The 12480-nt window shown below is 71.5% G+C and carries 10 protein-coding genes and 1 CRISPR repeat array; of the genes, 1 reads left to right on the top strand and 9 read right to left on the bottom strand.

Going from position 1 to position 12480, the window contains the following annotated elements:
- The 5 genes from ABT015_RS20305 to ABT015_RS20285 all read right to left on the bottom strand — a co-directional run.
- Nucleotides 1–217 (bottom strand): transposase (locus tag ABT015_RS20305; protein WP_502897360.1); only part of this gene is annotated, 217 nt, incomplete at its 3' end.
- Nucleotides 218–334: 117 nt separating this feature from the next.
- A CRISPR array of direct repeats spans nucleotides 335–665; the repeat unit is 26 nt; unit sequence CGGCCCCGCGCTCGCGGGGATTGCTC.
- Nucleotides 666–1141: 476 nt separating this feature from the next.
- Entirely contained in the window at nucleotides 1142–1912 is a 771-nt protein-coding gene (locus ABT015_RS20300) for a ricin-type beta-trefoil lectin domain protein (protein ID WP_350880896.1), read from the bottom strand.
- A gap of 261 nt (nucleotides 1913–2173) precedes the next feature.
- A complete protein-coding gene (locus tag ABT015_RS20295) occupies nucleotides 2174–4003 on the bottom strand; it encodes a glycoside hydrolase family 15 protein (protein ID WP_350880894.1) in 1830 nt (609 codons plus the stop codon).
- Between the two features lie 198 nt (nucleotides 4004–4201).
- The gene (locus tag ABT015_RS20290) at nucleotides 4202–5545 is read right to left on the bottom strand and encodes a M64 family metallopeptidase (RefSeq protein WP_350880892.1); all 1344 of its coding nucleotides are present in this window, start codon (nucleotides 5543–5545) and stop codon (nucleotides 4202–4204) included.
- 327 nt (nucleotides 5546–5872) lie between these two features.
- Nucleotides 5873–7069 (bottom strand): FAD-dependent monooxygenase, encoded by a 1197-nt coding sequence (locus ABT015_RS20285; RefSeq protein WP_350880890.1) that lies wholly within the window; start codon nucleotides 7067–7069, stop codon nucleotides 5873–5875.
- 190 nt (nucleotides 7070–7259) lie between these two features.
- Between ABT015_RS20285 and ABT015_RS20280 the strand changes: the two genes are divergently transcribed.
- Nucleotides 7260–7982, top strand: coding sequence for a TetR family transcriptional regulator (locus ABT015_RS20280; protein WP_350880888.1), 723 nt, complete (start codon nucleotides 7260–7262; stop codon nucleotides 7980–7982).
- Between the two features lie 139 nt (nucleotides 7983–8121).
- Here ABT015_RS20280 and ABT015_RS20275 read toward each other — a convergent pair whose 3' ends face one another.
- The 4 genes from ABT015_RS20275 to ABT015_RS20260 form a co-directional block, all read right to left on the bottom strand.
- Complete coding sequence (locus tag ABT015_RS20275) at nucleotides 8122–9441, bottom strand: cation:proton antiporter (protein ID WP_350880886.1); 1320 nt, start codon at nucleotides 9439–9441, stop codon at nucleotides 8122–8124.
- Between the two features lie 150 nt (nucleotides 9442–9591).
- Nucleotides 9592–10764 (bottom strand): 4-hydroxybenzoate 3-monooxygenase, encoded by a 1173-nt coding sequence (locus tag ABT015_RS20270; protein WP_350880884.1) that lies wholly within the window; start codon nucleotides 10762–10764, stop codon nucleotides 9592–9594.
- Between the two features lie 225 nt (nucleotides 10765–10989).
- On the bottom strand, nucleotides 10990–11775 hold the full coding sequence (locus ABT015_RS20265) for an AraC family transcriptional regulator (protein WP_350880882.1): 786 nt from the start codon (nucleotides 11773–11775) through the stop codon (nucleotides 10990–10992).
- Nucleotides 11776–12099: 324 nt separating this feature from the next.
- Complete coding sequence (locus ABT015_RS20260; RefSeq protein ID WP_350880880.1) at nucleotides 12100–12324, bottom strand: holin; 225 nt, start codon at nucleotides 12322–12324, stop codon at nucleotides 12100–12102.
- Nucleotides 12325–12480: the final 156 nt, after the last annotated feature.

Here is a 12480-nt window from a genome sequence, read left to right as displayed (position 1 = left end):
CGCCGGCCTGCGTGGTCAGGGTCTTGTCGCGGTGGCCGTTGCGCCAGGTGGTACGGGCTGTGGTGTGCTCGCCCGGTTCGGCCCCGATCCGGGCGGTCGCCTCGGCCTCGATCAGCTCCTGCAGGAGCCGCTGGGCGAGGGTCCTGATCAACTCGATTCCGTCTGCCGTACGCAGTGACTCCATGAGGCGGAGTAGGTCAGACTGGGACAAGGCCATCGCGCACCTCTCACTCAACGAGCATGCCTACTCGGAGAGTTGCGCGATGGCTCCTTCATGACCAGGGGTTACGCCAAGATCCCTGCTACACCACTCGGCGGGACGCCATCTTCGGGTCGGCCCCGCGCTCGCGGGAATTGCTCCGCCTGGAAAAACTCGTTCACGGGGGACTCCAGGTCGGCCCCGCGCTCGCGGGGATTGCTCGGCTCCGGGGCGGGCGCGGGCGGGGCCCGTGATGCCGGCCCCGCGCTCGCGGGGATTGCTCTTCTGACCCCGGCCGTTGGTGTTAGATTTTCCGGCCGGCCCCGCGCTCGCGGGGATTGCTCCTCGATCGTGGCGTCGTCCGCCAGGTAGCCAGCGCCGGCCCCGCGCTCGCGGGGATTGCTCCCAATGTGTGGACACGCCAGCGGTTCACCCTTGGTCGGCCCCGCGCTCGCGGGGATTGCTCCCGCGCGGGCCGGCACACGGCCGGTGATCGCGGGTCGGCCCCGTGCCTGCGAGGTTGCCAGCATCAGGAGGATCTTGGTCGGCTCGTTTCTCGGACGACGGCTCCCGGCCCTCCCGGTGGTCGAGGGTGATGCCGTCGTCGGTGAAGACCAGGACTTTGCGGTTCTCCTCCGCCCAATGCGCCACGTCCGCGTGGTCCTTGGTCGGATCACGCCATTGCGTTCCACTGGTCCTGGCGCTCGGTCAGTCACGGGCCCGGATCCGGAGCACGGCGTGATCTCTGCGGAGTTGTCCAGGTCTTCGAATGAGTCTGCAATCACGGCTTCTTCGACAGCCCGTGCCGGGTTGCCGAAGCCGTCATGTCCCCAGCGGGAATCCCCCCTCCGGACCCCGTGGCTCCGGAGGGGGGATTCGAGGGGCCCGCCGGGCCGGCCGTGGGGGAGATCACGGCCGGGCCGATCATGCGGGGGGGGGGGATCAGTGCGGGAGGTTCCACTTCTGGTTGTCGGCGCCGTTGCAGTCCCAGATGCCGAGCTGGTTGCCGTTGTTGGTGGCGAAGCCCAGGTCGTCCAGGCAGCGGCCGGACTGCGGGTTGAGCAGCGAGCCGTCGGACTGGGCCTTCCACTGCTGGGCGCCGCTGCCGTTGCAGTCGTAGAGCTGGACCATGGTGTGGTTGGCGGTGTTGCCGCCCTGCACGTCCATGCACTTGCCGAGGGCGCGGAGCGTCCCGTCCACGCCGACGGTCCACTTCTGGGCGTTCGTGCCGTTGCAGTCGTAGATCTGGACCGCGGTGCCGTTCTTGTTCTCGCCGCCCTGGACGTCGACGCACTTGCTCGCGTAGCCGCTGATCTGGCCCTGCGGCCCGGCGACCGGCGGCGGCACCGTCCCGAGGAAGACGACCTGCGGGAACGTGACGGTGTCGCCGAAGTTGCACATGGCGGTGCTCACCCCGCTGCCGACGACGGCTGCGCCGATCGCCATGCGCATGTACGGGCCGGTGTTGTTGACGTAGTACTGGCACTGCGCCTGCACGCGCCAGATCTGCAGGGGGCTGATGCCCGAACAGGTTCCGATGACCTGGCCGCCGCCGGCGGCCAGGGCGGTGCACCCGCCGGCCAGCGCGGCGCTCGAACTCGCTTGCTCCGCCTGGGCGGTGACGGGCGCGGCCTGGCGCACGGTGGTGGACGCCGCCTGGGCGGCGGCGGGGACGGTGAGTGCCGCGGCGGAGGCCAGCAGCGTGGTCATCATGACAACAGCGGTACGGCGCATGAGGGTTGGGCCCTTTCCGTGGTGACAGGGTGATGGCACTGCTCAGATGTTGCGCAGGTTTGGTCATGAGCATTGCAGTGCCGCCTGGGGCCGTCAACGGATGTGGGCCGACGAGATGTCGCCATTCACCTCAGCTCATCCGCGACCTGCTCGTTCCCGCCGGGCGGGAACCGGAAAGGAGCCGAGAAGGAGCCGGATGGGAGCCGAACAGGGTCCGGATTCGGCCGAATTGACGCGATCTCAGCCCAGCGCGCGGTCGAGGTTGAAAGCCGCGCTGATCAGCGAGAGATGGGTGAAGGCCTGCGGGAAGTTGCCGAGTTGCTCGCCGGTCGGGCCGATCTCCTCGGCGAACAGCCCGAGGTGGTTGGCGTAGGTGAGCATCTTCTCGAAGGCGAGCCGGGCCTCCTCCAGGCGGCCCGCACGGGCCAGCGCCTCCACGTACCAGAAGGAGCAGATCGAGAAGGTGCCCTCGGAGCCGCTCAGGCCGTCCGGGCTGGTGGCCGGGTTGTAGCGGTAGACCAGGGAGTCGGAGACCAGGCCCTTAGTGAGCGCGTCCAGGGTGGAGAGCCACTTGGGGTCGGTGGGCGAGATGAACTTGGCCATCGGCATCATCAGCAGCGAGGCGTCCAGCTCGCCGTCGTCCAGGGACTGGACGAACGCGCCCAGCTCGCTCGACCAGCCGCGCCGCATGATCTGGTGGTAGATCGCGTCCCGGGTCTGCCGCCAGCGCGGCAGGTCGGCCGGCAGGCCGCGGCGGTTCGCCATCCGGATCGCGCGTTCCAGCGCCACCCAGCACATCAGCCGCGAGTACACGTAGTTCCTGCGGCCCCCGCGGGTCTCCCAGATGCCCTCGTCGGGCTGGTCCCAGTTCTCGCAGAGCCAGTCCACCACCATGCCGACGTCCTCCCAGCCGTCGCTGCTGATCGGCTGCCCCCACTTGTCGTACAGGTAGATGGAGTCGATCACGGCTCCGTAGATGTCCAGCTGGAGCTGGCCGGTGGCGGCGTTGCCGATCCGCACGGGTGCGGAGCCCAGGTGGCCCTCCAGGTGCGGCAGCGCGTACTCGGGCAGCTCGGTGCGCCCGTCGATGCCGTACATGATCTGCAACGGGCCGTTCGCGGCGGTGTCGCGCGTGCGCTCGAAGAGGAAGCCCATGAACGCCTTGGCCTCCGAGGTGAACCCGAGGCGCAGCATGGCGTAGATGCAGAAGGCGGCGTCGCGGACCCACATGTACCGGTAGTCCCAGTTGCGCTCGCCGCCGACCTGTTCGGGCAGGCTGGTGGTGGGTGCGGCGACGATCGCGCCGGTCGGCGCGTAGGTGAGCAGCTTGAGCAGCAGGGCGGAGCGGTGGACCATCTCCCGCCACCGCCCCTGGTAGCGCGACCGGGCCAGCCAGTGGCGCCAGAACCGGACGGTCGCCTCGAACTGCTCCTCCGCCTCGGCGCGCGGACACGACCGGGCCGGGACGTCGTCGCCGATCTGGTCGAGGGCGAACACGACGGAGTCGCCCTCCAGGAGCTTGAAGTGCGACCACACGTCCAGTCCGTCGGTCTCCAGCGGTGCGGTGGCGGTCAGCGCGAGGGTGAGCGACGGGGAGCGGAAGACCGCGACGTGGCCTTCGAGGGACACGGTGTGCACCTCGGCACCGTAGCCGAAGCGCGGGGCGATCCGCGCCCGGAACGGGAGGACTCCCCGGACGCAGATGAGCCGCCGGATCAGTCGGTGCCGGGCCACCTCGGGCGACTCGTCGGCCACGGGCATGAAGTCCTGGATCTCCGCCACGCCTTCCGCGGCGAAGAAGCGCGTGATCAGCACGTTCGTGTCGGGGAAGTAGAACTGCCGGGTGCGGGTCGGGACGTCCGCGGCCAGCTCGAACGATCCGCCCCGGTCCGCGTCGAGGATGGCCCCGAACACGCTGGGCGCGTCGAAGCGCGGGCAGCAGTACCAGTCGATGGTGCCGTTCGTGCCGACCAGGGCGGTCGTCCGGAGGTCGCCGATCAGGCCGTGTTCGGAGATCGGCAGGTACCGGTTGCTTTCCGCCTGCTCGAACCCCGTCGTGTCGAACGCCATGCCGACCTCCCTGCCGCTGTGGCGCGGGCTTGGAGACGAAGCCTTCCCAGCCATGGTAGATCGCCGTCGGCGTGAGGGTCGGGCCGAGCACCGGCCGGGCCTCGCGGGCCCCGGCCGGCACAGGCCCGGCCGGTGCGGCTTCCGCCGTGGGCGCGGCCCCTCCCGTCCCGGCCGGACGCGAGGGGCCACGCCCCGTGGTCAGCGGGTGACGCTCCAGACCAGGCTGCGGGTGAGCGCCGGGGTCAGGGCAGGGTCGATGACGGACGAGGTGGGGTCGTTCGCGACGGCCTTGAGCTCGTGGGCGGCGGGCTTGGGGCCGGTGGGGCCGAGGTCGGAGACGGCGATCGTCTTGCGGTCGCGCAGGGCCGTCACCTCCTTGCCGTCGAGGTACCACCGCAGCTTGGTGCCGGAGACCGGGAGGTCGACGGTGAGGTGGTCGGTCGCGGTCAGCCGGGTGGTGACGGGCGTGGCGCTGGAGAGGGTGGAGGCGTGCCGGTAGAAGCCGGCGATCATCGCCTCGCGGCCGGGGAGGTTGAACTCCCGCCCGAGGGAGCGCATCACGGAGTTGTCGGTCGGCCGGTTCAGGCCGGACGGGTAGTTGCTGCCGCCCTGGTAGGCGCCGACGGTGCCGCCGTCGGGCGAGGTCTTGCCGAGCCAGCGGTACCACTTGGTCTTGTCCTGGCGCATCCGGTCGGCGCTCAGGGTGGTGATGTTGGGCTGCCCGGGCTCCGCGCCCTTGTAGGGCCCCGCCCCGTCGGCCCAGTACTCGTCCGCGAGCTTGCCCAGCGAGTGGCCGGTCTCGTGCACCGCTATCTGGCCGGACGCGCTGTTGCCGCCCGCGACGGTGGCGATGCCCTCGTACCCGAGCGGCGACTGGGTGCTGCCGTAGCCGGCGCCGCCGTACTTGGCGGTGTTGGCGACGACGATCACGAGGTCGGCCTGTGGGGCCTTGGCGGCGTAGGTGTCGACGGCCTTGGTGTCCACGCAGAGCAGCCGCTCGATGGAGTTGCACCAGAAGTGCGAGCCGAGGGCGGTCTTGCGGACGGTGTTCTGCTTCGGGTCCCCGGAGACGCCCGACTGTTCGGAGACGGCGCCCACGGCCCACACGTTGAACAGCTTGCGGTAGGTGGCGTAGGGCTCGACGGCGCTGATGTCCTTCCACTTCGCCGCGGCGTCCTTGCGGAACTTGTCCTGCTCCGAGGCCGTGTAGCCGTCGCCGATCATGACCACGTCCAGCTTGCTGTCCGTGCTCCCGTTGTTGACGACCTTCGTGACGGCGCCGTCCCCGGCGGCAGCCGCGGCGGCGGCCACGCTCATGGATTGCTCGGCGACGAAGGGGGACGCCGCAGGGACCTTGGTCCGGCTGATGGCGCCGTCCTCGGCGAAGACCTCGACGTCCTGGCCGCCCGGGAAGGCGTCCGGGGAGTCGGCGATGGCGACCGGCTCCGACGGGGCGGCGGCGGCCGGGCCGACGCCGACGGCGAGGGCCGCCAGCGTCGTGACGCCGGCCAGGAGGACCGAGGTGAACCTGCTGTTGCGCAAGGGAGTTTCTCCGAAATCGACGGGCAGCGAGGGCCGGTGGCGAGCTTTCCCGCACGGGACGTACGCGCAGTACCGCGCCGTCCCGTGCCGCGACACCGCCACCCACCACCAACACGGCCACACGGGGCCGGAGCTGACGTGGTGACACCGCCCGCTCGTCACCTCACCGGTGGATACGTCCGGCTGCCCACGAACGGTTCACACCGACTGCCGCCACGGTGGTGACGGCGTTCCTGAAGTGGTCGACGACGGCCAGGGGGCCGTCGACGCCCACTCCTGCGATGCCTCCTGTACGCAGCCGGCCGGAGGGGGGAAGCCCGGGCCCGGTCACGAGTAGTCCCCGCGCGTGGCACGGGACTTGAGCACACGCCCGGCCCGGGCTGTCGCGAGCACGACCGGCGACAGCCGAGTGGCCAGGTTCCTGGCCAGGATGCCGCCGCGGCCGGCCGGGACGAGCAGCGCGAAGGCCGCTCGTACGGACTGCCGGGCCTGGTCCACCAGCCCCCGGTGCGCGGCCTCGTAGCGGGCCAGGGCCGCGCGGTGGTCGGCGGGATCGGCGGCCAGGGCATCGGCCAGGCTGTAGGCGCCCGCCATGGCCAGGCTGGAGCCGCCGCCGAAGAGCGACACGCAGGACGCGGCGTCGCCGAGCAGCGTGACCCGGCCCCGCGACCACTGCGGCAGCCGGACCTGGCTCACCGCGTCGAAGTACAGCTCCTCGCTCTCGCGCACCTGCGCCAGCACCTCGGGCGCGCGCCAGCCCATCCCGGCGAACGCGGCGGTCAGCAGTCGCCGGTGCTGCTCGGTGTCGCGGTGGTCGAAGTCCGGCACGGCGGCGGACCGGACCATGAACGCGGCCAGCGGCCTGCCGCATCCGGGATGCACGCAGAGGGCGCGGCCCGGCGCGTTGTGGATCGCCACTTCCCGCAGGTCGCCCGCCGCCCCGGCCAACGGCATGGTGGCCACGTACATCCCCAGGTGGCGGACGAACCCGGGCTCCGGGCCGAAGGCCAGCCGGCGGACGGCGGAGTGCAGGCCGTCGGCGCCGACCACCAGGGCGAAGCGGCGGGGGCGGCCGTACTCGAAGGTGACGTCGACACCCGCCTCGTCCTGGCTCAGGCTCGCGATCGAGTCGCCGAACACGAACTCGGCGTCGTCCCGGCTCGCTTCGTGGACGATCGCGGCGAGATCGCCGCGCGGCAGCTCGACCGTGTCGGCCCAGGCCGCGCCCGACAGGCCGCGCAGGTCGATCCTGCCCACCCGGCGGCCCGCGGCGTTGTAGAAGCCCACACCGGTCACCTGGGTGGCGGCCGCACGGAGGCGGTCCCCGATCCCCATCCGCTCGGCGACCTCCATGGCGCGTCCGGCGACATCGACCGGGCTGCCGCTGGAGCGCACGGCCGCGGCCCGCTCGACCACGGTCGGCTGGAAGCCGTGGCGGGCCAGCCAGTAGGCGAGCGTCGGTCCGGCGATGCCGGCCCCGGAGATCAGCACGGTGCGATCGGCCGTCTTGGTCGAGGCGTTCACGGACACTCCTTCTGTCATCGCCTGATCGCGTGTCATCGCCTGATCGCGGTCGGGCCGACTCGCGGCAGCCGTCACCGGTCAGCGGTCGCGTCGGCGCTCCCGGACTGACCATCGGTCAGTAATTCGACGCTACGCCCTGACCGCCGGTCAGGCAAGGGGCGGCGACCAGGACAGGGCCTAAGCTCCCCCCATGACTGCCGAGAACCCCGACACCCGGGCACGGATCCTTGCGGTGGCCCTGGAGGAGTTCGCCGCGCACGGCTACCACGCCACCTCGGTACGCGGGATCGCCGAGCGGGTGGACGTGACGAAGGCCGCGGTGCTCTACCACTTCCCCAGCAAGGCGGACATCCTCGGCGCGCTGATCGAACCGATGCTGGACGACCTGGACGCCGCGCTGGCGCCCACTGGCCCGCCGGATCCGGCCGCAGCCCGCTGGGCGGCGATCGAGGGGCTGCTCGACGTCTGGCTGCGCCACCGCGCCCTGCTGCGGATGAGCCTGTACGACGCGGCTCCGGGCCTCTCGGGCCCGGGCTTCACGCGGTTCCGCGACGGGATGATGCGCGCGAACGTCCTGGTGGCGGGGCCCCACCCGGACTTCGTCGCCCGGGTGCGCGCCGCCCAGACGATCGCCATGCTCTCCGACCCGGTGATCCTGCTCGCCGACGCCCCGCCCGAGGACCTGCGCGCCTGCATCCTGGCCGGGGCGCACCGGCTGCTGGACGGCCCTGAACCCCCCGCCGCGGCCAGCCCGGGACGCGTCGGCGGTGAGCGGCGCGGCCGGCCGAGCGCGATGAGCCCGGCGATGGTCGACACCGCCCGGCGCCTGCACGCGGCCGGCCGCACCGCCGAGCAGATCGCGGCAGAGCTCGGAGTCTCCCGGGCGACGGTCTACCGCCACCTGCCGACGTAGCCGGAGAGACCGGGGCGGCCGCCGGACAGCGGCTAATAATGAGACTTCATTGAGACGCCGAAGGTCGTCTCGGCGGTGGTGCCGGTCGGGCAGGCGCGGGAAGTCTCCACCCCGCCGGTGCTCCGGGTCTCACGGTGCGTCACGCGCCGCTGGCCTCCTCGATGCCCGATCTCGCGGCGGCGTCCTGCTGTTGACGGGGCAGAGCGACTGGCCCCGTCCCGGAACGGGCGCCAGGAGCGCGGATGAGGCGCCGCACGAGCGGGTTGACGGGCAGGGTCGCGGCGAAGGCGGTGACGAGGAGAACGGTGAACAGCCGGTCGCCGATGATGCCCAGGTCACGGCCCAGGGTCAGGATGAGGACCTCGCTGAGGCCCTTGGTGTTGAGCAGGACCGCCACGGTCGTGGCCTCGCCGCGCGGCACGCCGATCAGCCGGGCACCCAGTCTGGCGCCGGCGAACTTGCCGCCCCAGGTGACGACCAGGAACACCACCACCGCGACCAGGCTTCCGAAGCCCAGCCCGCCGATGTCCACGGACAGCCCGGTGAGCGCGAAGAAGACCGGCACCAGCAGCGCCCCCGCGTGGCGCAGCGGCGCCTCGACGGCGTGCCGCAGTTCCTCGGCGGCGTCGCGCGGCATGGCCAGCCCGAAGGCGAAGGCGCCGATCACGGCGTGCATGCCGAGCCACGAGGTGGTCCACGCGGACAGCAGGATCCCGCTGCCGAGGGTCAGCAGGACGAGCAGGGGATGTCCGTCGGCGCGGGTCGGCCGGCGCAGCAGGCGCCGCAGCAGCGGGCGGACCACGAACGCCATGGCCGCCGCGTAGCAGGCGAGTTCGGCGAACGCGAGGAGGACGTGGTCCGAGCCGCCGCTGCGGGCCGCGGAGGCGATGCAGGCGACGCCGCACCACGCGGTGATCTCGGTGAGCGCCCCGCAGGCCGTGGCCATGGCCCCGGTACGGGTCGCCTGCAGCTGGTTCTCCCCCACGATGCGCGCGAGCACCGACAGCGCGCTGGCGGACAGCGCGATGCCCAGGAACACGGCCAGCAGCACGGGGGACGCGTCCGTACCGATGAGGCGGGGCCACCTGGCCGCGAGGACGGCCGCCAGGGCGACCGCGAGGGCGAAGGGCACGGCGACGGAGGCCGCGGTGACCGCCACCACGGTGCGGACCCGCCCGTTCAGCTGCTTCAGGTCGAGCTCCCACCCGGCGGCGAACATGAAGAGCGCGATGCCCAGTTGGGCGATCACCGACAGGTGCTCACGGACCTGGGGCGGGAAGAGGACGTGCGGGAGGTCGCCCGGCAGCAGTCCGAGGACGCTCGGCCCCAGGATCACCCCGACCGCGATCTCGCCGACCACCACGGGTTGGCGCAGGCGGGTGCGCAGCGGCGACAGGGCGAGTCCGATCAGCAGGATGGTCGCGATGTCGGCCAGCGCGGTCGAGGAGGAGCCTTCCATGGTCGTGCGCCTTCCTGGGAACGGGGACGTGCGCGGCCCGGGGGCGCGGCCCCTGCATTATCGGGAAGGGCCCGTTCGTCGACGTAGCGTTCCCCGCGTGTCGCGGGCGCGCGGCTCCTCCCCCGCGCCCGCGACCCGGACCTTCACGCCCTAGTTGGTGCCGGCGGTCAGCTCGCTGAACAGTTTGTTTGCCGACTCGGAGGCGAACTGGCGCTGGAGCTCGGCGCGGGCGATCTGCTTCTTGAACTCGCCCTCGTAGCCGGTGAAGCCCGCGTTGTGCATGGTGTCGGTGATCCACGTCGCGAACGCCTGGTAGTTCCAGATGTGTGGCAGGCAGGTCTGCGAGTAGCTGTCGAGGAGGCCGGAGTCGCCCTCCTTGGCGTGGCGGATCACTGCGCGGGCGAAGACCTCGGTGTCGTGCAGAGCGAGGTGGATGCCCTTGGCGCTCATCGGCGGCACGATGTGCGCGGCGTCGCCCAGGAGGTAGAGGTTGCCGTAGCTCATCGGGTCGAACACCACACTGCGCAGCGGAACGATCTGCTTGGACAGGATCTGCCCGCGCGAGGGCGGCGTGCCGAAGCGGGCCTCCAGCTCGCTCCAGATCCGCTCGTCCGGCCACTGCTCGGGGGTGTCGTCGACCGCGCACTGCAAGTAGATCCGGCTGGCTTCGGGGCCGCGGGGGATCATCCCGGCCAGTCCCAGTTCGTGGATCGCCATGCCCGAGGGCTTGGTCTCGGTGGCGGCCAGGACGCTGAGCCAGGAGTAGCCGTACTCGTGGGAGTACTCGGTCAGCGCGGAGGCCGGGATGGAGCGGCGGGAGACGCCGTGGAAGCCGTCGCAGCCGGCGATGAAGTCGCAGTCGACGGCTCGCGCCGCACCGTCGGCGTCCCGGTAGCGCACCACGGGTTGGCCCTGGGTGAGGTTTTCCAGGGTGACGTCTGCGGCTTCGTAGCGCAGGTCACCGCCCTCGCGGAGGAAGACCTCGGTGAGGTTGCGCACCAGGACCTGCTGCGGGCAGTACAGGCTCTCGTTGTCGTCCTCGTCCACGTCGATCGGCATCGCGTGGCCGTCGATGTAGAAGTCGCCCTCGCTGTACGGGATGGGGTCGCCTGCGAGGACCTCCTCCAGGCCCCATTCGCGGAGGAGGCGCACGCCGAAGGTGTCGATCGTTCCGGCGCGCTGGCGCTTCTCGACGTAGGCGCGAGGGTGCTTCTCCAGCACGACGCAGTCGACGCCGTTGCGCAGCAGGAAGTTGCCGAGAGTCAGACCGGCGACGCCGGCCCCGATGATGACGACGGCCGTGTCGTCGTGTGTCTCAGTCATGCGTGCGAGCCCTTCATGATCCGTGCAGTGGTCGGTACGCGCCGAGCGCGTACGTCGCGGCGGCGGCCGTGAGGTCGGAGGGCCGGCGCTCGCTCGCTGTCCACTATGGAAGACCCGGCGGGCCGCGAACCACTGGTAAGTCGACACCCGATACCGGAAACCCGCCAAGCTGGCTCTGGCGTCGCGCGCTGTGCACCTGACCAGCGCGAACCGCCCGGGTGGGGGCTAGCGCGCGTGGAAGCGCAGGCCGGCCTGATAGCGGCCGGGGGTCTGGCCGACGACTTCGGTGAAGGCGTCGATGAAGGTGGACGGATTGGACCATCCACACGCGACCGTGGTCTCCGTCACCGTCATCCCGTCGGTCAGGTGCGCCAAGGCGTGGTGGATGCGCAGCGTGGTCCGCCAGCGGTGGAAGCTCATGCTCAGCTCGGCGTGGAACAGGCGGCTGAGCGTGCGCTCGCTGGCTCCCACCGCCTGGCCGAGCTCGGCCAGAGTGCAAGGCCGGGCGGGGTCCGCGCGCAGCAGGTCGGTGGCGGCGCGCAGCCGGTCGTCGCTCGCTTCGGGAAGGTGGAGGGAGGTCTCGGCGGCGTCGGCCAACTCGTCCACGATCACGGCGAGCAGGCGCCGGTGGGCGCCAGGCCGCCGTTCCGGCTCGTCGGTGAGCGCCAGAAGGGCCTCGCGCAGCAACGGGCTTACCGCGAAGACGCTGGGGTGATCGATGAGCACGGCGCACAAGTCGAGTGGGACGGACACCAGCCGTACGTCGGTCTGCCCGTAGAAGCGGTGCGAGTGGGCAAAGCGCGGAGGCGTCCAGGTGATCCGGTCCGCCGGGGCGACCCACGTGCCGCGCTCCGTCGCCGTGACCAAGGCGCCCGCGGCGGCGTAGACCAGCTGACCGTGGACGTGGCTGTGTGGATCGAGCTGAAAGCCGTGCGGCAGCCAGCCACCGCCTTTCAGGATCTCCTCGTCTGCATCGGCGGGCAGCGGTGAAGTATGGCGGGTTGTCGGCATCAGGCGTCAGTTTACCGGTGGTCTCGCGCAGAGCGTCGCGCCGACAGTGGTCGCATGACCACGGTGACGCTCAAGTCCCGTCCCCGGTGGAGGTAGCGGTGGCCTCCCGGATCCAGCGCCCGCGCAAGCGGCGGATGCTGTCGTTGACCGTGCAGGGAAGCGAGCGGCCCAGTCCGCACTTCATGACCGTCACGCTCGGCGGCGAGGACGTCCAGCACCTGGAGCGGGCAGGCTTTGTCGCCTTCCCCGCCGCCGCATGGGGCGCCTTTGCCGCGGCCGTTCGCCAGGGGGAGTTCCCGGCTTGGCGCACCCGGGCCGGGCCGGTCAGTCGTGGGGGCGGGCCAGCAGGGCGGCCGAGTTCGGGTCGCCGACGAAGGTCGCGGCCACTCCCTTGACCACGGCCAGCGCGGCCGGCAGTGCCGCCACGGCCGCCGCCTTGAACGCGCCGATCGACGTCAGGTCGAATCCGTCCGCCAGCAGCAGGCCGAGGAACGCCACGGCGTAGGTGGCGACGGTGCGTTCGGCCAGGTCGATGATGAACTTCCGCATGGTCGGGACTCCTTCGCGGTGAAGGTGCAGAGGTACACGGGGGGCGCTCGGAATCGCCGTCCCCGGTGTACACGTTCACGCTGTCGAGTTCCGACGACGGGCTCGGCGGTCCAGTCCGGTGCCCCGCACACGCGTGGTGTGCGGGGCACCGGCTCC

The sequence above is a fragment of the Kitasatospora sp. NPDC094016 genome, from assembly GCF_040304045.1.
Classification (GTDB): Bacteria; Actinomycetota; Actinomycetes; order Streptomycetales; family Streptomycetaceae; genus Kitasatospora.
This window is presented reverse-complemented; position numbering and strand designations above follow the sequence as displayed.